Origin of the sequence: Bradyrhizobium sp. MOS001 (assembly GCF_004634465.1) — a bacterium.
GTDB lineage: Bacteria > Pseudomonadota > Alphaproteobacteria > Rhizobiales > Xanthobacteraceae > Bradyrhizobium > Bradyrhizobium barranii.
Window position 1 is genome coordinate 20,251 of the sequence record NZ_SPVJ01000021.1, and the last position, 18,662, is coordinate 38,912.

At 65.6% G+C, this 18,662-nt stretch carries 21 protein-coding genes; 11 read left to right on the top strand and 10 right to left on the bottom strand.

Annotated elements, in window-relative coordinates; all coding sequences use genetic code 11:
• Positions 1-46: 46 nt before the first annotated feature.
• Entirely contained in the window at positions 47-484 is a 438-nt protein-coding gene (locus tag CT676_RS23995) for a hypothetical protein (protein ID WP_167768135.1), read from the bottom strand.
• A 150-nt stretch (positions 485-634) separates the two neighbouring features.
• Between CT676_RS23995 and CT676_RS24000 the strand changes: the two genes are divergently transcribed.
• Entirely contained in the window at positions 635-1,900 is a 1,266-nt protein-coding gene (locus tag CT676_RS24000; RefSeq protein ID WP_071916413.1) for an MFS transporter, read from the top strand.
• Here CT676_RS24000 and CT676_RS24005 read toward each other — a convergent pair.
• Entirely contained in the window at positions 1,897-2,304 is a 408-nt protein-coding gene (locus CT676_RS24005) for a DUF4864 domain-containing protein (protein WP_085403231.1), read from the bottom strand. The two genes, CT676_RS24000 and CT676_RS24005, sit on opposite strands and share 4 nt — an antisense overlap.
• A gap of 65 nt (positions 2,305-2,369) precedes the next feature.
• A complete protein-coding gene (locus tag CT676_RS24010) occupies positions 2,370-3,020 on the bottom strand; it encodes a TetR/AcrR family transcriptional regulator (protein WP_193560905.1) in 651 nt (216 codons plus the stop codon).
• Positions 3,021-3,272: 252 nt separating this feature from the next.
• On the opposite strand from CT676_RS24010, the gene CT676_RS24015 reads away from it, so the two are divergent.
• Genes CT676_RS24015 through CT676_RS24025 form a run of 3 tightly spaced genes read left to right on the top strand, consistent with a single transcriptional unit; the run spans position 3,273 to position 7,076 of the window.
• A complete protein-coding gene (locus tag CT676_RS24015; RefSeq protein WP_085403233.1) occupies positions 3,273-3,770 on the top strand; it encodes a 2Fe-2S iron-sulfur cluster-binding protein in 498 nt (165 codons plus the stop codon).
• Complete coding sequence (locus CT676_RS24020; RefSeq protein ID WP_085403234.1) at positions 3,767-4,822, top strand: xanthine dehydrogenase family protein subunit M; 1,056 nt, start codon at positions 3,767-3,769, stop codon at positions 4,820-4,822. The genes CT676_RS24015 and CT676_RS24020 overlap by 4 nt, the downstream gene beginning before the upstream one ends.
• Entirely contained in the window at positions 4,815-7,076 is a 2,262-nt protein-coding gene (locus CT676_RS24025) for a xanthine dehydrogenase family protein molybdopterin-binding subunit (protein ID WP_135215545.1), read from the top strand. The genes CT676_RS24020 and CT676_RS24025 overlap by 8 nt, the downstream gene beginning before the upstream one ends.
• A 43-nt stretch (positions 7,077-7,119) precedes the next feature.
• On the opposite strand, the gene CT676_RS44240 is transcribed toward CT676_RS24025, so the two are convergent.
• Together CT676_RS44240 and CT676_RS24030 are read right to left on the bottom strand one after the other, a co-directional pair.
• Positions 7,120-7,272 carry a hypothetical protein gene (locus CT676_RS44240; protein ID WP_166082130.1) on the bottom strand — a complete coding sequence of 51 codons (153 nt, stop codon included), beginning with the start codon at positions 7,270-7,272 and terminating at the stop codon, positions 7,120-7,122.
• Between the two features lie 147 nt (positions 7,273-7,419).
• Entirely contained in the window at positions 7,420-7,968 is a 549-nt protein-coding gene (locus tag CT676_RS24030) for a cupin domain-containing protein (protein WP_014497670.1), read from the bottom strand.
• Between the two features lie 149 nt (positions 7,969-8,117).
• Between CT676_RS24030 and CT676_RS24035 the strand changes: the two genes are divergently transcribed.
• Together CT676_RS24035 and CT676_RS24040 are read left to right on the top strand one after the other, a co-directional pair.
• Entirely contained in the window at positions 8,118-9,446 is a 1,329-nt protein-coding gene (locus tag CT676_RS24035) for an aspartate aminotransferase family protein (protein ID WP_085403317.1), read from the top strand.
• A 70-nt stretch (positions 9,447-9,516) separates the two neighbouring features.
• Positions 9,517-10,782, top strand: coding sequence for a D-amino acid dehydrogenase (locus CT676_RS24040; RefSeq protein ID WP_135215546.1), 1,266 nt, complete (start codon positions 9,517-9,519; stop codon positions 10,780-10,782).
• 266 nt (positions 10,783-11,048) lie between these two features.
• On the opposite strand, the gene CT676_RS24045 is transcribed toward CT676_RS24040, so the two are convergent.
• Entirely contained in the window at positions 11,049-11,690 is a 642-nt protein-coding gene (locus CT676_RS24045) for an XRE family transcriptional regulator (protein WP_167768136.1), read from the bottom strand.
• Positions 11,691-11,869: 179 nt separating this feature from the next.
• Here CT676_RS24045 and CT676_RS24050 point away from each other — a divergent pair, with 179 nt between their 5' ends.
• The 4 genes from CT676_RS24050 to CT676_RS24065 are packed head-to-tail and all read left to right on the top strand — an operon-like array spanning position 11,870 to position 15,335.
• Positions 11,870-12,628, top strand: a complete 759-nt coding sequence (locus CT676_RS24050; RefSeq protein WP_085403237.1) for an ABC transporter substrate-binding protein — start codon at positions 11,870-11,872, stop codon at positions 12,626-12,628.
• A gap of 26 nt (positions 12,629-12,654) precedes the next feature.
• Positions 12,655-13,308 carry an amino acid ABC transporter permease gene (locus tag CT676_RS24055; RefSeq protein WP_014497665.1) on the top strand — a complete coding sequence of 218 codons (654 nt, stop codon included), beginning with the start codon at positions 12,655-12,657 and terminating at the stop codon, positions 13,306-13,308.
• On the top strand, positions 13,305-14,036 hold the full coding sequence (locus CT676_RS24060; RefSeq protein ID WP_085403238.1) for an amino acid ABC transporter ATP-binding protein: 732 nt from the start codon (positions 13,305-13,307) through the stop codon (positions 14,034-14,036). The genes CT676_RS24055 and CT676_RS24060 overlap by 4 nt, the downstream gene beginning before the upstream one ends.
• Positions 14,037-14,048: 12 nt before the next feature.
• Positions 14,049-15,335, top strand: a complete 1,287-nt coding sequence (locus CT676_RS24065; protein WP_085403239.1) for an FAD-binding oxidoreductase — start codon at positions 14,049-14,051, stop codon at positions 15,333-15,335.
• Between the two features lie 56 nt (positions 15,336-15,391).
• Here CT676_RS24065 and CT676_RS24070 read toward each other — a convergent pair whose 3' ends face one another.
• Together CT676_RS24070 and CT676_RS24075 are read right to left on the bottom strand one after the other, a co-directional pair.
• Entirely contained in the window at positions 15,392-15,622 is a 231-nt protein-coding gene (locus CT676_RS24070) for a hypothetical protein (protein WP_041955033.1), read from the bottom strand.
• 91 nt (positions 15,623-15,713) lie between these two features.
• On the bottom strand, positions 15,714-17,303 hold the full coding sequence (locus tag CT676_RS24075) for a gamma-glutamyltransferase (protein WP_085403318.1): 1,590 nt from the start codon (positions 17,301-17,303) through the stop codon (positions 15,714-15,716).
• Between the two features lie 119 nt (positions 17,304-17,422).
• Here CT676_RS24075 and CT676_RS24080 point away from each other — a divergent pair, with 119 nt between their 5' ends.
• On the top strand, positions 17,423-18,196 hold the full coding sequence (locus CT676_RS24080; RefSeq protein WP_135215548.1) for an enoyl-CoA hydratase-related protein: 774 nt from the start codon (positions 17,423-17,425) through the stop codon (positions 18,194-18,196).
• Between the two features lie 21 nt (positions 18,197-18,217).
• Here the strand turns inward: CT676_RS24080 and CT676_RS44245 are convergent, their stop codons facing one another.
• Both CT676_RS44245 and CT676_RS24085 read right to left on the bottom strand, forming a co-directional pair.
• Positions 18,218-18,394 carry a hypothetical protein gene (locus CT676_RS44245; RefSeq protein ID WP_167768137.1) on the bottom strand — a complete coding sequence of 59 codons (177 nt, stop codon included), beginning with the start codon at positions 18,392-18,394 and terminating at the stop codon, positions 18,218-18,220.
• A 9-nt stretch (positions 18,395-18,403) separates the two neighbouring features.
• On the bottom strand, positions 18,404-18,637 hold the full coding sequence (locus CT676_RS24085; RefSeq protein WP_014497658.1) for a hypothetical protein: 234 nt from the start codon (positions 18,635-18,637) through the stop codon (positions 18,404-18,406).
• Positions 18,638-18,662: the final 25 nt, after the last annotated feature.

Here is an 18,662-nt window from a genome sequence, read left to right on the forward strand (position 1 = left end):
TTCGCGCGCGCGGATGCGCGTGCGGTCCTGACGTCGTCGCGTCAGATCAGGCGATGGGAGGGCGGTAGCGCTGAGGCGGCGCCGCGCTGTGCAGGCTGACCACGATCTCGGGCGCGCAGGCGGAAATCGGCTGCAGCGGCTTGGCGATGCCGGGCAGGTCGGCCGGCAGGGCGGTCACGCACATCATCGCGCAGCACGGGCCAGCCTTGCCGTCATGGTGATGTTGGGCTGGCGCATCCTGTGCGGCAGCCTGGTGATGCGCGTGCAGGCCTGCGTGGTCATGCGACACACCGTCATGCACGTGGCCGGCCTGCATCTCGTGATGCACCGGCACGAGATCGGCGAGGAGCGCGTCGTCGAGGCACGGCGCCGGGCCGCTGCCCCAGGCGAGGGCTGCTGCCGGCGCGAGCACGCAGAACAGATAGGCGAGGGCGATGATCCGCCCCACCCTGATCCGCATCGATCGCGTCAATCGCAACAGCATTCCGCCGATAGGCTCCTCGCGCGGCAATGTTGCACACGCAGATTGCAAACTAATGGCAAAGCGCGGCTTCGCCAAGCATCTTCTTACCGCAGTGCACCGCGCATGCCCAATATCGCGGCACGATGCTTGACCCCAAGGCGGTCAGCGAACATGGTCCGGCCTGTGCACGCGCCAAATCTTCCAGGACAGAGACCGGCCTCATTCACCCCTGATTCGCGTCAGGCTTGGGTGCGGCTGTTGCTTGCGCTGCTGATCGGTTCGATCGGCGGCGTCGGCATGTGGGCGGTCGTCGTGGTGATTCCCGTCGTGCAGACCGAGTTCGCCGCCACGCGAGCAGCGGTGTCGCTGGCCTTCACGCTGATGATGTTCGGCTTCGGCCTCGGCGGCGTGATCGCCGGCAAGATCACCGACAAGTTCGGCATCGTGCCGGCGATGGCGATCAGCATCGCTTTCATTGGCGTTGCCAACGTGCTGGCGGGGCTCTCGACCCAGCTCTGGCAGTTCGTCGCGGCCTATTTCCTGATCGGGCTCGGCACCTCGGCGACCTTCGCGCCTCTGATGGCGGAGGCCTCGCACTGGTTCGAGCGCTATCGCGGACTTGCCGTGACCATCGTCGCGAGCGGCAATTACGTCGCGGGCACGATGTGGCCGCCGCTCATCAGCGAGGGCATGCAGACGATCGGCTGGCGCACCACGCATATCGGCATCGCCCTCGTTTGCGTGGTTTTGATGACGATCCTGGTGCTGGTCCTGCGCGCACAGATGGGCGACGACAAGGTCCGCAATCACGCCAATGCGCGGCCGCCGCAGGTCGATCTCAAGCTTTCGACCAACACGCTGACCGTGCTGCTCTCGATCGCCAGCATCTCCTGCTGCGTCGCCATGGCGATGCCGCAGGTGCACATCGTCGCCTATTGCGGCGATCTCGGTTACGGCGTGGCGCGTGGCGCCGAGATGCTGTCGCTGATGATGGCCTGCGGCATCGTCAGCCGCATCGGCTCGGGTTACCTTGCCGACAAGATCGGCGGCATCCGCACGCTGCTGGTCGGATCGCTGGCGCAGGGCTTTGCGCTGGTGTTCTATCTGTTTTTCGACAGCCTGACTTCGCTCTATCTGATCTCCGCGATGTTCGGCCTGTTTCAGGGCGGCATCGTGCCGAGCTACGCCATCATCGTGCGCGAGGCGATGCCGGCGAGCGAGGCGGCAACCCGCGTCGGCATCGTGATCTTCGCCTCGGTGTTCGGCATGTCCTTCGGCGGCTGGGTGTCGGGCGTCATCTTCGACGCGACGGGCTCCTACGCTGCGGCGTTCGCGAACGGCGTGGCGTGGAATGCCCTCAATGTCGGCATCGTGCTGACGCTGCTGATCCGGTCGCGAATGAACGCGGTCAAGACGGGACCGGGTTTTGCGACCTAGACTTCTCGTCCCACCTTCAGCAGCGAGCAACCGGTGATCTTGTAGCTGCCGTCCGCCTGCTGCTCGAGTGTGTAGAGCGCTTCCCAGGCTTCGCCGTTGGCGTCGATGATGTGGACGTGCTGGGAGATCCAGTTGCCTTCGCTCCTGCTCTCGCCAAACTCAAAGCTCTTGTGCCGGTAGACCGGCGCGTAGCCGTTTTGCACCATGGACATGAAGATGTCAGGGGCGGGGAAGATTTCCCTGATCGCCGGCGCGGCGTGGGAATAGGCCGCGGCCGCATCGTCGCGCGCGAAAGCCTGCTCCTGGGCGCGGATCACGCCCTGTGCCGCAGTAACGTCGGCGGCGCATGCTGGAGCGGCACCAAGGATAATCATAAGGGCGACGAGCAAGGTGGCGATGCGCATGACAGGCTCCGCGTTGAAATCCCGGCGATGCCAATCCTAGCACGCCCTCAGCGAAATACGGCGTGCTATCGCTTCCGTTTCACCGCGGGCTTTGCGGGCTTGGCGGCACGCGCCTTGGCCTTGGTGCCGGACTTGCCGGCCGGCTGCACCCGCAGCCCGTCCACGAACACGTCGAGCATGCGCAGCACCGAGGATTGCCAGCCCGGCTGGTCGTGCATGTAACACATGCCAACGAGTGCCCTGAGCAGATCCTCCGGGCTGACATCGCCGCGCATCTGGCCGGCCGCGACCGCGCGGTCGAGCAGCGAGCCGATCGCCTTGGTGAGCCGGTCCATCGAGAACGCCGCGAGTTCCGACGAGCTCTGGAACGTCAGCGCCAGCGCGGCCGACATGCCCTTTTTTGTGGCAACGAATTCGACATTGGAGCGCAGCCAGCGCCGCAGCGCGTCGACCGGGTCCTTGGCGTTCTTCAATTGCTCAGCGAGCTCGCTGAGCTGCTCGACCTCGCGCCGGTACACCGCCTCGAACAAATCCTCGCGAGTTGGAAAATGCCGATAGAGCGTGCCGATACCGACCCCGGCGCGTTTTGCGACGGCTTCCAGGCTTGCCTCGGGACCGCCCGCGTTGAACACGATTTTCGCCGCCTCGAGCACGCGCTCGCGATTGCGCACGGCATCGGCGCGGGGCTTCCGAATCTGGTCGGTCTGGTCGTCCATGACGGTAATGTAGATCACGAATTGGTTAGATTGAACCCTCGCAATGAACCCTTGCAAGGCTGCATCGCGTTGTCTGCGCATGGGCTTTTGACGAATTCCAAATATTTTTCGGCGACCCTTGTTAAGCGGAGGGTGCCTCCGTATCTTCCTTGAGATGTTGGCTGGGTTCCGCCTGGCCAACGCATATCGACAGCGGCCACGGAGGTGGCGCGCTGGCCGATGACTCATGTCCATATCTGATCGGAGCCTTGTATGAACCACTCCATCAGCCTCACCGTGAACGGTGCGCGGCGCGACTTCGTCCTCGACGATACGCGCGTCACGCTGCTCGATCTCCTGCGTGAGCGCCTCCATCTGACCGGAACCAAGAAGGGATGCGATCGCGGCCAGTGCGGCGCCTGCACCATTCTCGTCGACGGCAAGCGCATCAACTCCTGTCTTGCTCTGGCCATCAGCCATGACGGCGCCGACATCCTCACCATCGAAGGCGTCGCGCGCGGCGACCAGCTTCATCCCGTGCAGGCGGCCTTCATCGCACATGACGGCTTTCAGTGCGGCTTCTGCACGCCCGGCCAGATCATGAGCGCGATCGGCATGATGCAAGAGGCGCAGGCCGGCAACGATCCCGAGCGCATCCGCGAATGCATGAGCGGCAATCTCTGCCGCTGCGGCGCTTATGCCGGCATCGTCGATGCCGTGCTGGAAGCCCAGGCCGGCACGGACGAATCCAATCAGAGGCGCTCCGCATGAAACCGTTCGATTATATCAGGCCGGCCACAGTGGCCGAGGCCGTTGCGGCGGCCGCTAAGCCGGGCACTGCCTATCTCGCCGCCGGCACCAATCTGCTCGATCTGATGAAGGGCGGCGTCAGCCGACCGGATCGGCTGGTCGATGTCACGCATCTCGACGGACTCGATCAGATCGAGACTCTCGCCGACGGATCGTTGCGCATCGGCGCGCTGGTGAGCAACGCCGATCTCGCGCATGACGCAAACTTCGCGAAGTCCTACCCGGCCGTTGCTGAGGCGCTGCTCTCCGGTGCGTCCGCGCAACTGCGCAATGCCGCGACCGTCGGCGGCAATCTGCTGCAGCGGACGCGCTGCGCCTATTTCTACGACACCGCCAGCCGCTGCAACAAGCGCGAGGCGGGCTCTGGCTGCGACGCGCGCGAGGGCGAGAACCGCACGCATGCCGTGCTCGGCTGGAGCGAGAGCTGTATCGCCACGCATCCGTCGGACTTCTGTGTACCTCTGGTCGCGCTCGATGCCGTCGTCGAGATCGAGGGCAGGAACGGCCGCCGCGAGATCGCGCTCGACGCGCTACATCGCCTGCCGGGCAATACGCCCGAGCGTGAAACGGCGCTCGAACCCGGCGACCTCATCGTCGCGGTGCGCCTGCCGCCTGCCGCACGCAGCTTTGCCGCACATGCGCGCTATCTGAAAGTTCGCGAGCGCACGTCTTACGCGTTCGCCGTGGTCTCGACCGCGGCTGCGTTGCGGATCGAGAACGGCAAGATCGCGGAGGCGCGGCTGGCGCTCGGCGGCGTCGCCGCAAAGCCCTGGCGTGCCCGCGCCGCGGAAGATGTGCTCAAGGGCGTCGCGCCGACGAGCGACGCTTTTCAGGAAGCCGCCTGGCGCGCGCTTACCGACGCAAAGCCGTCCGGCGACAACGCCTTCAAGATCGAGCTCGCACGCCGCATCGTCGTGCGCGCGCTGACCCTTGCCGCCGCCGGTACGCCCGCGCGCATCCCCGCGCTGCCGGCCTCTCCCTTTGCCTCGACGTCCGGAGCCATCCATGCCTGAGCTTAATCTGTCCAGCTCTCCCGCCCATCTGCGCCACGGCTCGAACATCGGTCAGCCGCTGACCCGCCGCGACGGCGTCCTCAAGGTCAAGGGGCAGGCGACCTACGCCGCCGACAATCATCCGCCCGGCATGCTGCTTGCCGTGATGGCGGTCGCCAGCATCGCGCATGGCCGCGTCACCTCGCTCGATGTCGCCGCCGCAAAACGCCATCCCGGCGTCGTCGACGTCATGACACCAGACCACAAGCCACAGCTTGCGATCGACCCTGAAATCAAAACCAATCCGTTCGTGTTCCGGATGGAGGTCTTGCAGAGCAATGAGGTCCGCTACGCCAACCAGCCCATCGCCGTCGTGATCGCCGAGACGCTGGAGGCCGCGACTGAAGGCGCGGTGCTGCTGGCGCCGCGCTACGAGACGCTGCCTGCGCTGGTCGGTCTCGATGCCGGCGAGAGTTACGTGCCGCCGGTCGTCGGCGTCGGCAACCCCACCGAAAATCACCTCGGCGATGTCGAGGCCGGCCTTGCCGCGGCCGAGAAGCAGATCGACGCGCTTTACGAAACGCCGCCGCAATATCACAACGCGATGGAGCCGCATGCGATAGTGGCCGCATGGAATGGCGACAATTTGCAGATCGACATGCCGACCCAGGGTCTGATGCTGTCGCTTGCGCGCGTGGCAGAGTTGTTCGGCATCGCGCATGACAAGATCCACATCCGCAGCCCGTTCCTCGGCGGTGGCTTTGGCTCGAAGGGGCTGATGGCCGGTCCGCCGGTCCTCGGCATCATGGCCGCAAAGCTGGTCGGCAAGCCGGTCAAGCTGGTACTGCGCCGTGAGCAGATGTACGGCCCGGTCGGTCACCGTGCACCGACGCGTCAGCGGCTGCGCATTGGCACGGACGGCGAAGGGCGCCTGACTGCGCTCGATCATCACGCCCGGACCGTGTCGAGCACGTTCGACGATTTCTACGAGCCCGCGGCGGACGCCTCGCATACACTCTATGCCAGCCCATCAATCCGCACCTCGCATGACGCCGTGCGCGTCAACACCGGTACACCGCTGTTCATGCGTGCGCCCGGCGAGGCCACCGGCTCGATCGCGCTCGAAAGCGCGATCGACGAAATGGCCTGGGCGTGCGGCATCGATCCGCTGGCTTTCCGCCTGAAGAACTACGCCGAGGTCGAGCCGATCACTGGCAAGCCGTTTTCGTCCAAGGCGCTGCGTGCTTGCTACGAGCAGGGCGCGGCGCGCTTCGGCTGGTCGAAGCGTTCGCTCCAGCCCCGGCAGATGCGTGATGATGCCGGCCTTCTCGTCGGCTGGGGCATGGGCACGGCGACTTTCCCAGCGCTGATGTTCCAGGCCGAAGCGCGCGCGGTCATCCGCCGCGACGGCTCCGGCGCGATGGAAATCGGCGCGCATGACATGGGGCAGGGCGCCTGGACGGCACTCGCCCAGATCGCGGCCGACGAACTCGGGCTCGACATCGACCGTGTCGAGTTCAAGGCTGGTTCATCCGACTTGCCCGACGCCGGCATTGCCGGTGGTTCGGCGCACACCGCGACCGCGGGTGCTGCGATCCATAGCGCCGGTGCGGCCGTGGTCGCAAAGCTCGCCGATCTCGCCACCAGTGACGAGCGCTCGCCGCTGTTCGGTGCCGGCAATGCCGGCGTGATCGCGCGCGACGGCAGGCTGATCCGGCGCGACGACGAGAGCCGCGGCGAGAGCTACGTCGAGATCCTCGCCCGTGCGGGCGTTGCCGAGATCGAGGCCCGCGGCACCGGTGCGCCAAATCCTGCGGCGATGGAGGAGTATGCGATGCACGCCCATGGCGCGGTGTTCGCGGAGGTGAAGGTCGATCCCGAACTCGGCCAGGTCCGTGTCACCCGCATGGTCGGCGCTTTCGCGGCTGGGCGCATCGTCAATCCGCACCTGGTGAAGAGCCAGCTGTTCGGCGGCATGATCTGGGGCATGTCCTTCGCGCTGCATGAGGAAGCCATCACCGACCGCCGCAGCGGCCGGATCATGAATGCCAATCTCGGCGAGTACCACATCCCCGTGAATGCGGACGTGCCGCCGCTCGACGTGATCACGGTCGAGGAGCACGATCCGCATGTGAATGCGCTCGGCATCAAGGGCGTCGGGGAGATCGGCATTACCGGCAGCGCCGGCGCGGTCGCCAACGCGGTGTGGCATGCGACCGGCGTGCGGGTGCGTCGTTTCCCGATCAAGATCGAGGAGTTGCTGACCCAGCGTTGAGGCAAAAAGGCGGGACGAGATCTTCTCGTTCCGCCGCGTCCTGCTAATGCAGTTTCTTGCGGAGCGCCTTCAGCGCTTCTCGCTGCGTCTCGATGTAGTCGGCAATAGCCTTACGCAGCTCCTGCGAATGGAGCTTGTCGGTGTCGCGCTGCACTTCATCGAGCGCAGCCTCTGCATTGGCGAGCGTGATCTTCATCTTCGAGCCCAGTTATGAAGCGGCGCCGGAATGTTTCCTCGGCTTGGGTTCGCAACATATAGAGGATCGACGCGCGGAATTTGAGATGCCTCAAGCTCCGTAAGACACCGGGGCACTCCGTAAGATTCCGGATAATGTCGATGCGCCTCAAAACGTCGGCGGCGTGCAGGCCGAGATCACTTCGCACGGCTTGCCGCCGACGCAGCGGAAGCGATGCGGGCGACGGCTCTCGAAGTAGTAGGCATCGCCGGGATTGAGGATGCGGCGCTCGTCCTCGACGGTGACTTCGAGCTTGCCCGAGATCACGATGCCGCCTTCCTCGCCGTCATGGACGAGGTGAACGCGCCCGGTGTCGCTGCCGGGCTCGTAGCGCTCCTTCAGGATCTGCAGGCTGCGGCCGAACAGATTGTCGCCGATCTGGCGATACGAGATCGGCTTCTTGCCGACCTCGGTCAGCTCCTCCGCACGGTAGAAGATCTTGCGCCGCGACTCCGGCTCCAGCGCGAAGAACTCGGCGAGCCCCATCGGGATGCCGTCGAGGATGCGCTTGAGCGCGCCGACCGACGGGTTCATCTGGTTGGATTCGATCAGCGAGATCGTCGAATTGGTGACCCCGGCGCGCTTGGCGAGCTCGCGCTGCGACAGCTTGTGGTGCGCCCGGATGAATCGCAGCCGTCCACCGATGTCGACGCTCATGCCCCTGGTCCCTGTTGCAGGTGTTGCGGATCGCGCAAATATGGACCGGCAGCCCCAGTGAAATCAATGGCTTGCAGGTGACCAGAAAAGGACTTGTTGCGCTTCCGAAGCCGTGCCTCTGCTATCCGGTCAGCAAAGGAGCGTGGCCCGTGACCCTTCATCAGATTCCGAACACTATCAAGACCGACTCGTTCTGGATGCCGTTCACGGCCAACCGTCAGTTCAAGAAGGCGCCGCGCCTGTTCTCCTCGGCCGAGGGCATGCACTACACCACCGTCGACGGCCGCAAGGTGATCGACGGCTCCGCCGGCCTCTGGTGCGTCAATGCCGGCCACGGCCGCAAGCAGATCGCCGCCGCGGTCGAGCGCCAGCTGATGACGCTGGACTTCGCGCCGTCGTTCCAGATGGGCCATCCGCTGGCATTCGACTTCGCCGAGCGTCTCGCCGAGATCGCGCCGAAGGGCCTCGACCGCATCTTCTTCACCAACTCCGGCTCCGAGTCGGTCGACACTGCGCTGAAGATCGCGCTCGCCTATCACCGCGCCAACGGCCAGGCGAGCCGCACCCGTCTGATCGGCCGCGAGCGCGGCTATCACGGCGTCGGCTTCGGCGGCATGTCGGTCGGCGGCATGGTCGCCAATCGCCGCGCGTTTGCGACCCACCTGCCGGGCGTCGACCACATCCGCCACACCCACGATCTCACCCGCAACGCCTTCGCCAAGGACCAGCCTGAGCATGGCGCCGAGCTCGCCGACGATCTCGAGCGTCTGGTCGGCCTGCATGGCGCCGAGACGATCGCCGCCGTCATCGTAGAGCCGGTGCCGGGCTCGACCGCGGTGCTGCCGCCGCCGAAGGGCTATCTTAAGCGTCTGCGCGAGATCTGCGACAAGCACGGCATCCTGCTCATCTTCGACGAGGTCATCACCGGCTTCGGCCGCCTCGGCACGCCGTTCGCCGCCGACTTCTTCGGCGTCACGCCGGACCTGATGACGACGGCCAAGGGCATCACCAACGGCACCATTCCCTGCGGCGCGGTGTTCGCGAGCCGCAAGGTTCACGACGGCCTGATGGTCGGCCCGGAGAACCAGATGGAGCTGTTCCACGGCTACACCTATTCCGCGCATCCGACCGCCTGTGCCGCCGGCATCGCGACGCTCGACATCTACAAGGACGAGGGTCTGCTCACGCGCGGTGCGTCGATCGCCGGGTACTGGGGCGATGCGCTGCATTCGCTGAAGGGCCTGCCGAACGTCGTCGACATCCGCAATTGCGGCCTGATGGGCGCTGTCGAGCTGTCGTCGCGTGACGGTGCGGTCGGCGCGCGTGGTTACGACGTCATGGTCGATTGCTTCAATCGCGGTCTGTACTTCCGCATGAGCGGCGATAGCTTCGCGCTGTCGCCGCCCCTCATCGTCGAGAAGAGCCATATCGACGATATGGTCTCGATCCTCGGCGACGCCATCAAGCGGGTGGCCTGATAATTGCTCTCGCCGTTGCGGAGTTTGTTCTTGCAGCGGCGAGCGTGATGCCGCGGGAGTTTGACGAAGCGTGAAAGTTCTGATCCTCGGCAGCGGTGTCATCGGTGTCACCTCTGCCTACTACCTTGCGCGTGCCGGACATGAGGTGACGGTCGTCGACCGTCAGCCCGAGCCGGCGCTGGAGACCTCTTTCGCCAACGCGGGCGAGGTGTCGCCCGGCTATTCGTCGCCCTGGGCCGGCCCCGGGGTGCCGGTGAAGGCGATCAAATGGCTGCTGATGAAGCATGGCCCGCTGGTGATCCGGCCGAAGCTCGACCCTGTGATGTGGGTCTGGCTGTCCAAGATGCTGCGCAACTGCACCAGCGCGCGTTACGCGGTCAACAAGAGCCGGATGATCCCGATCGCGGAATACAGCCGCGATTGCCTGCGCGACCTGCGCCGCGACATCGGCATCCAGTATGACGAGCGTTCACAGGGCACGCTGCAGCTGTTCCGTCACCAGGCGCAGCTCGATGGCACCGGTGAGGACATCGCCGTGCTCAAGCAGTATGGCGTTCCTTTCGAGGTGTTGAGCCGGGAGGGCTGCATCGCGGTCGAGCCGGCGCTCGCCGCCGTGAAGGAGAAGTTCGCCGGCGGGCTTCGCTTGCCGCAGGACGAGACCGGCGACTGCCACATGTTCACGCAGGCGCTGGCCAAGCATGCCGAAGCGCTCGGCGTTCGCTTCATGTTCAACACCGGCATCGACCGCATCGTCACGGATGGCGCGCGCGTCAGTGGTGTCGTGACCAGTGCGGGCACGTTGCAGGCCGATGCCTACGTTCTCGCGCTCGGAAGCTGGTCGTCGCGGCTCGTTGCACCGCTTGGCATCTCATTGCCGGTCTATCCGGTGAAGGGCTATTCGATCACGGTGCCGATCAAGGACGCCTCCGGCGCGCCGGAATCGACTGTGATGGACGAGAGCTACAAGGTCGCGATCACCCGCCTCGGCAATCGCATCCGCGTCGGCGGCACCGCCGAGATCTCCGGCTATTCGAGCCAGCTCTACGACGCCCGCCGCGCCACGCTCGATCACTCGCTGACCGATCTGTTCCCGCGCGGCGGCGATCTCTCCAAGGCGACGTTCTGGAGCGGCCTGCGTCCGATGACGCCGGACGGCCCGCCGGTGATCGGCCCGACGCAATACGGCAACCTCCACCTCAACACCGGCCATGGCACGCTCGGCTGGACCATCTCCTGCGGCTCCGGCCGCGTGCTCGCGGACATGCTGTCGGGCAAGAAGCCGGAGGTCGATGTGAGCGCGCTGACGGTGGACCGGTACAAGTATCGGTTCGGCTAAGACTCCATCTGCTCGTCATTGCGAGCGCAGCGAAGCAATCCAGTATCTTTCCGCGGTGGCAGCCTGGATTGCTTCGCTGCGCTCGCAATGACGGTGGAGAGGCATCGCTCACTCACTCCCTCTCCGTCACCCTGAGGTGGCCGCTTCTTCAGCGAGCCTCGAAGGGCGACGGCCCGGCTCTATCGGAGCCGTGCATCCTTCGAGGCTCGCTGCGCGAGCGCCTCAGGATGACAGGACTGGAATTGCGCTCGCGGCGCGAAAAGAAGCTACCCCGCCCCTGTCACGCAATTCACCCACAGCACCACAGCCTTCGCATCCTGTGCCGGATTGGAAAACCGGTGCGGCCTTCGGCTCGCGAACCGAAAACTGTCGCCCGTCTTCAGCGACCACGTCTCGCTGTCCACCGTCAGCATCATCTCGCCTTCGAGCACGAGGCCGGCTTCCTCGCCGTCATGGGTATAGAGTTCGTCGCCCGCGGAGCCGCCGGGATCGATATGCACCAGGAACAGGTTGAGCCGGTTGTCGCTGCCCGCAGCGCTCAGCAATTGCTTCGAAATTCCGCTGCGCCAGAGTTTCAGTTCCGGCCGCTGAAGCCCGCGCGTCACCACCTGGCCGGAGGCGCCGTCGGGACTTGGGCTCGCACCGAACAAAGCGGCCATGCCGACGTCGAGCACGTCGGAGAGCGTTGCCAGCACGCGCAGCGATGGCGACGACAGGCCGCGCTCGATCTGGCTGAGGAAGCCGATCGACAGGTCGGTGCGCGCCGCGACGGTCTCGAGCGAGAATTGTCTGACACGCCTGAGATCGCGGATACGGCGGCCGACCGCGACATCCATCGCGGGCTCGGCCGGCTTGGTGGTAGCCTTGGCTTTCACCTTCGCCGGCTTTGCGGCGGCCGGTTTGCGCATTCTTTTGCCACCGCTCACGTCAAACCGCTTCCTTCATGTGCATGAAAATCGCTTGCATCGCCCGCGAAAGTGTGACCAAATTTTCATATTGGTGAAAATAGGCCGAAACGGCTTGGCCCGCAACGTCTGATCACGACATGCGCGAGCGCCGACATCGGCCAAGCCCAAAGGGGGATGCGATGAAGCGTTTTGGTCTGGCCGCGGTCGCGGCGCTCGCGATTGCAGCGGTGATGCCGGCTTCGGCGCAGCAGGCGTTGAAGGTCGGCTCGACGCCGACAGGCATTCCCTTCACCTTCCTCGACACCAAGACCAACACCATCCAGGGCATCATGGTCGACATCGTCACCGAGATCGGCAAGGACGCCGGCCTCAGCGTGCAGATCGAGCCGATGGCGTTCTCGGCGCTGATCCCGTCGCTCACATCGGGCAAGATCGACATGATTGCGGCGGCGATGTTCATCACCGCGCCGCGCAAGGAGGTCGTCGACTTCTCCGATCCGATCTACACCTACGGCGAAGGCCTGGTGGTCCCGAAGAGCGACACCAAGGCCTATGCCACGCAGGATGATCTGAAGGGCGAGACGGTCGGCGCCCAGGTCGGCACCGCCTTCGTCGATGCGCTGAAGAAGTCCGGCCTGTTCGCCGACGTCAAGGCCTACGACAACATCCCGGACATCCTGCGCGACGTCAACACCGGTCGCCTCAAGGCCGGCTACGCCGACTATCCGATCCTCGCCTACAATCTGAAGCAGGGCGGTTTCCCCGAGGTGCGTCTCGTCGACGGCTACAAGCCCGTCACGGTCGGTTCGGTCGGCATCGGCGTCCGCAAGGGCGAGGCCGCGCTGCTCGGCAAGATCAACGCCTCGCTGGCGAAGCTGAAGGCCAACGGCACCATCGACAAGATCCTCGAGAAGTGGGGTCAGAAGGCGCAGGGTTGATCGACAGAGGCTGGTAAGGCTAACCGATGAAAGGCTTCTGGCACGACGCCGTCGAATTCTTCCCGATCCTGATGAGCGGCGTCGCGCTGACGATCGTCGTCACCATCGGCTCGCTGCTGCTCTCGACGGTGCTGGGTCTGATCTGGGCGATGATGCGGGTCTCCGGCATCAAGGTGCTGTCGATGCTCAGCGCCAGCCTGATCAACGTGATCCGCGGCATCCCGATCATCGTGCTGTTGTTCTATCTCTACTTCGTGATGCCGGATCTCGGCGTCACGCTGTCGGCCTTGCAGGCCGCGATCCTCGGGCTCGGCATCGCCTATTCGGCCTACCAGGCCGAGAATTTCCGCGCGGGCATCGAGGCGATCGACAAGGGCCAGATCGAGGCGGCGCAGTCGATCGGCATGGGCTGGTGGCTGACCATGCGCCGCGTGGTGTTGCCCCAGGCGGTGCGCATCGTGCTGCCGCCCTACGGCAACGTCATGATCATGATGCTGAAGGATTCGTCGCAGGCCTCGACCATCACGGTCGCCGAGCTCGCCCTTCAAGGCAAGCTGATCGCGTCCTCGACCTTCAAGAACACCAACGTGTTCACGCTGGTGGCGCTGATGTATCTCACCATGAGCATCCCGCTGATCCTGCTGGTCCGTCACTTCGAGAAGCGGGCGGGCAAGAAATGATCGAGCTCACCGACGTCCACAAGAGCTTTGGCCAGAACGAGGTGCTCAAGGGCATCACGGCCTCCGTCCAGAAGGGCGAGGTGGTCTGCATCATTGGCCCTTCGGGCTCCGGCAAGTCGACGATCCTGCGCTGTATCAACGGGCTGGAAAGCTACGACCGCGGCGAGATCAACGTCGAGGGACTGAAGGTCGATCGCGATGCGTCCTCCATCGTGAAGGTCCGCACCCAGGTCTCGATGGTGTTCCAGCGCTTCAACCTGTTCCCGCATCGGACCGTGCTGGAGAACGTCGTCGAAGGCCCGCTCTTTGTAAAGAAGGAGCCGCGTGCGCAGGTGCTCGAGCGCGGCCGCGCGCTGCTCGGTCAGGTGGGCCTCGCCGAAAAGGCCGATGCGCATCCGCCGCAGCTCTCCGGCGGCCAGCAGCAGCGCGTCGCCATCGCGCGCGCACTCGCGATGCAGCCAAAGGCGATCCTGTTCGACGAGCCGACCTCGGCGCTCGATCCCGAACTGGTCGGTGACGTGCTCGGCGTGATGCGCAAGCTCGCCGATGACGGCATGACCATGGTCGTCGTCACCCACGAGATGGGCTTTGCCCGCGACGTCGCCGACCGCGTGCTGTTCATCGACGGCGGCGTCATCGTCGAGCAGGGCGCGGCGACGGCCGTCCTCAATCAACCCCAGCACCCGCGCACGCAGGACTTTTTGCGCCGCGTGCTACATCCGCTCTGATCGGTCCTTGTCATGACGACGCGCCTGCCTCTGCCGCCCTCGCTCTATGCCGACACCGCCGTCGCGCCGGTTGCCACGCCGCCGCTCGATGTCGACAAGACCGTCTCCGTTGCTATCGTCGGTGGCGGCTACACCGGGCTGTCCACGGCTTTGCATCTGGCGGAGCAAGGTGTCGAGGCTCTGGTGCTCGAGGCGCAGGAGCCGGGCTGGGGCGCGTCGGGTAACAATGGCGGCCACACCAATCCAGGCCTGAAGCACGACCCCGATCAGATCGAGGCCGATTTCGGCGCCGAGCTCGGCCGCCGCATGATCGACTTCTCCTACGGCACGACCAATTTCACGCACGACCTGATCCGCCGCTACCAGATCCCTTGCGAAGCGCGGCAGAATGGCACGCTGCGCGCGGCCTACAACGAGGCCAGCGCCGCCGCGATCGAGAAGACGGCGGAGCAATGCATCCGCCGCGGCATGCCGGTGCAATATCTGAACCGCGAGCAGTTGCGCGAGATGACCGGCACGGACCGCTACATCGGCGCGATGCTGGACACGCGCGGCGGTGATCTCCATCCGCTCAGCTACGCCCGCGGTCTTGCGCGCGCTGCGATCTCCGCGGGCGCGAAGGTCCATGGCGAGACGCCGGCGCTGTCGCTCCGTCGCGACGGCGCGCGCTGGCGCATCGAGACGCCGCACGCGGTGGTGCATGCCGACAAGGTCCTGCTCGCCACCAACGGCTTCACCGACGATCTCTGGCCGGCGCTCCGCCGTACCATCGTGCCGGTATTCTCCTCGATTGCCGCCACCGCGCCGCTCTCCGACGCGGTCGCCCGCTCGATCATGCCGACACGGCCGGTGCTCTACGAGAGCGGCCACATCACGGTCTATTACCGCATCGATCAGCACAACCGCCTGCTGATGGGCGGCCGCGGCCCGATGCGCTGGATCAAGTCGCCCAACGACGTCGCCTATCTCATGCGTTATGCCGAGCGGCTATGGCCGCAGCTCAAGGGCGCCGCCTGGACGCACGGCTGGAACAGCCGGCTCGCCATCACCAAGGATCATTATCCCCATGTGCACGAGCCGACGGAGAGCGTCCTGATCTCGCTCGGTTGCAACGGCCGCGGCGTCGCGCTCTCGACCGCGATGGGCGCGCAGCTCGCGCGCCGGCTGATCGGCGGTGCCAAGGCCGAGATCGACATGCCGGTCACAGGCATCAAGCCGATCCCGATGCACGCGTTCTGGCCCTTGGGGGTTACGACTGCTGTGATCGCGGGCCGGGTGCGGGATCGGCTGGGCGTTTGAAGAAGAAGGCGCCGCCCCGTCAGGAGCGACGCCTTGCATGACTTGCAGATAGGGCGTCAGCAGCGGCCCTGTTTCCACAGGCCGGGCGGGCAGCCCCTGCCGCGCCAGCCGACCTTGCGCCCGTGATGCCATCCGGGAGGAGTGGCATGGCGATGTCCATGGTATCCGCCATGATGGCCGTGACCATGGCCATGACCATGTCCGTGGCCGCCCCTGGCGAATGCGGCGTTTGGCATGGTGAAGCCGGCCGCGATGATCAGTGTTGCGGCGAGCGCAAGTTTCTTCATCCGAAATCTCTCCTGTTAGGCACGCATCTGTCCGTTCGACGAACGAACATCGATCGCGGTGTCGCGTGCAAATGCGGAGGAGTCGTGACGCTCAGGATTCGGCGACAGCGTCGGCCCAGGGCTGGAAGATCTCGACCGCGCCCGAATTCGTATCGCCCTCGCGCATCACCACGCTGGGGCAGGCGAACTTCTGCGGCACGGCCTGCACTTGCGTCTCTTCATAATCGAAGCGTGCGGCAAGTGTCTTGCGTACGTCCGCCGGCAGTCTGATGTCGCCGATCACGACCGCGCCTTCGCTGGCGTCGATCCGCGGCTGGTGGATGGCTGTATCGAGGTCCATGCCGAAATCCATCGCAAAGGACACGAGCTGCATCACCGACGGCAGGATGCGGCGGCCGCCGGAGGCGCCGACCGCGAGACGCTTGCCGTCCTTCGTTTCGGCGATGACGGGCGTGTAGTTGCAGAGGCAGCGCTTGCCTGGTGCGAGCGAGTTGGTGGTGCCCGGCGTCGGGTCGAACCACATGATGCCGTTGTTCATGGCGATGCCGGTGTGCGGCGTCACGTATTTCGAGCCGAAGGATGAGAGCAGGGTCTGTGTGACCGCTGCGATATTGCCGTGGCGGTCGACCACGGAGAAATGCGTTGTGCAGGCGGGCGCCAGATATTCGGCGCCGAGCGAGCGCTTGCCGTCGGCATCGCCCATGTCCTTGAGCCGCTCGCGGAAGGCCGCTTGCAAGGCGAGCGCATATTCGCTGTAGGTGGTCGCGTCGGGTGCGCTTCCCGGCTTCAGACTCTGCTGCAACAGCCGCAGCGCATGCGCCATTGTCGGTCCGGCCGTGAGCTCCGGCGTCGCATACACCTTGCCGTCGCGATAGGGGATCGCCAGCGGCTCGCGCAGATGGGCGCGAAACGCGGCGAGATCCTCCACCGACAGCGAGCCGCCGTCGGCCTTGATGTCGGATGCGATGCTTTTGGCGAGGTCGCCCTGGTAGAAATCGCGCGGACCGGCAGCGGCGAGGTGTGACAACGTCGCCTTCAACGTGGCCAGTGGCAGCCGCGTCTCGGACTTGATGCCCCACGGCGCGCTCGGCGGCAGGCCATCCTTCAGGAACGCGGCCGCGCTCGCGGGATAGCGCCTGAGATCGGCTGCCGATGCCGCGATCGTCAGCGTGGTCCACCAATCGACCAGCAGGCCTTCGCCGGCGAGCGCGGCAGCCGGTGCGACCAGGTCTTTCCACGGCATCTTGGCGTAGCGGCGATGCGCCTCCTCCATGCCGGCGACGACGCCGGGCACGGCGACCGAGCCGGGGCCGTGGATGTTGCGATCGTCCTTGACCCGCGGCCACGGAAACAGATCGGAGGCCGCGCCTTCGCCGCTGAGCGGGTAGTCGGTGGTGCGCAGGCTCTGTGGCGCGCACATGCCGTAGTCGATCACCTCGGTGCGATTTTCCTTGGCACGGTACAACACCATCGCGCCGCCGCCGCCGATGCCGCTGTTCCAGGGCTCCAGCACGTTCAGCGCAAAGGTGGTCGCGACGATCGCGTCCACGCAGTCGCCCCCTGCCGCCAGCACTTGCGCGCCCACTTCGGCCGCCCGCCGCGATTGCGAAGCGACAATGCCGCCCTTGGATGTGACGGCGGGTTTGCGGACGGCTTGGGCGAGGCTGAACTGATGAGGCATGATGTCGTCTTGATCTCTGGATTCGGTTGTTCTGGCTTCACGCGGAAGCTGCAGCATTGGCGGGGCGCGCGAAGGATGGCACATTGCCGCCAACGAGAAAATCCAAAGGGAGACGCGGCATGGCAGGTGTGAAACAGGCGCGGGATGGCGCGGTTGGGATCTTGACGCTCGACGAGCCGGCGAGTCTGAACGCGATGACGCCGGACCTGCTCGGCGCGCTCGCTGCCGCCGTCGCCGAGATGACTGGGGATGAGGGCATTCGCGCACTGATCCTCACCGGCGCGGGGCGCGGATTTTGCTCAGGACAGAATTTGAAGGCATCGGAAGCGCTGGGCGAGGACATCGCCGCCGGCGTGATGCGGTTCTACTGGCCGGCGTTCAAGGCGTTGCGCGAATGCCGCGTGCCTGTCGTCGTCGCCGTCAACGGCGTCGCGGCCGGCGGCGGCTTCAGCCTTGCGATGGCCGGCGACATGATTGTTGCGGCGCGGTCGGCGAGCTTCATCCAGGTGTTCAGCCGGATCGCCCTGGTGCCTGACCTCGGTTCGACCTGGCTGCTGCCGCGGCTGGTCGGCCGGCAGCGCGCGCTCGAGCTGATGTTGCTGAACGAGCCCCTGACGGCCGAACGCGCGCAGGAGATCGGCTTGGTGCGGCAGGTCGTCGACGATGCGAAGCTGATGGACGAGGCGCTGGCCCTGGCGCGCCGTCTGGCGGACGGCCCGACGCGCGCTTTGGTCGCAACGCGTGCGCTTGTCGAGGAGAGCGAGCATGCGGCTTACGAGGCGCAGTTCCGCCGCGAGATCGAGGTTCAGGCCACGATCCGCAAGAGCGCCGACGCCATCGAAGGCCGCACCGCCTTCGTCGAGAAGCGCAAGGCGAAGTTTACGGGGAGGTAGGGGAGCAGCCGCGGACTGCGCTCAGAGCCTGCGATCCAGCCGGCTGGCCCGATATTTGGCGTGCCATTTCGGGCCAGGCCCGCGCATGTAGTGAAGCTCGGGGCGGTAGGGGTTGCCTGCGATCCGCACCAGCTTCTGCCAATTGGTGGCGACGAGGTTGAGGGGCTGGCAGAGCAGGGTTAATGAAGCGAACAGCACGACATCACCTCAATGCGGCTTGCCGAGCATGGCGGTGAAGGGAAGGTCGAAGATCTCCTCGCCGTCGGAGCCGCTGACATGGATCACCCAGTCGCGCCAGTCTTCGGCACCCGGGGTGTAGATCATCGAATGCATGATCTGGGCCGCACGGTCACGCGCCTCGGTCAGGCTGGCCACCGCGGTGCCGCTGCGATCGATCAGCGTGCCTTCGGTGTTGGAGCAGTGAAAATAGACCTGGACCATATGCGTCTCCTGTCGGGAGCGACTG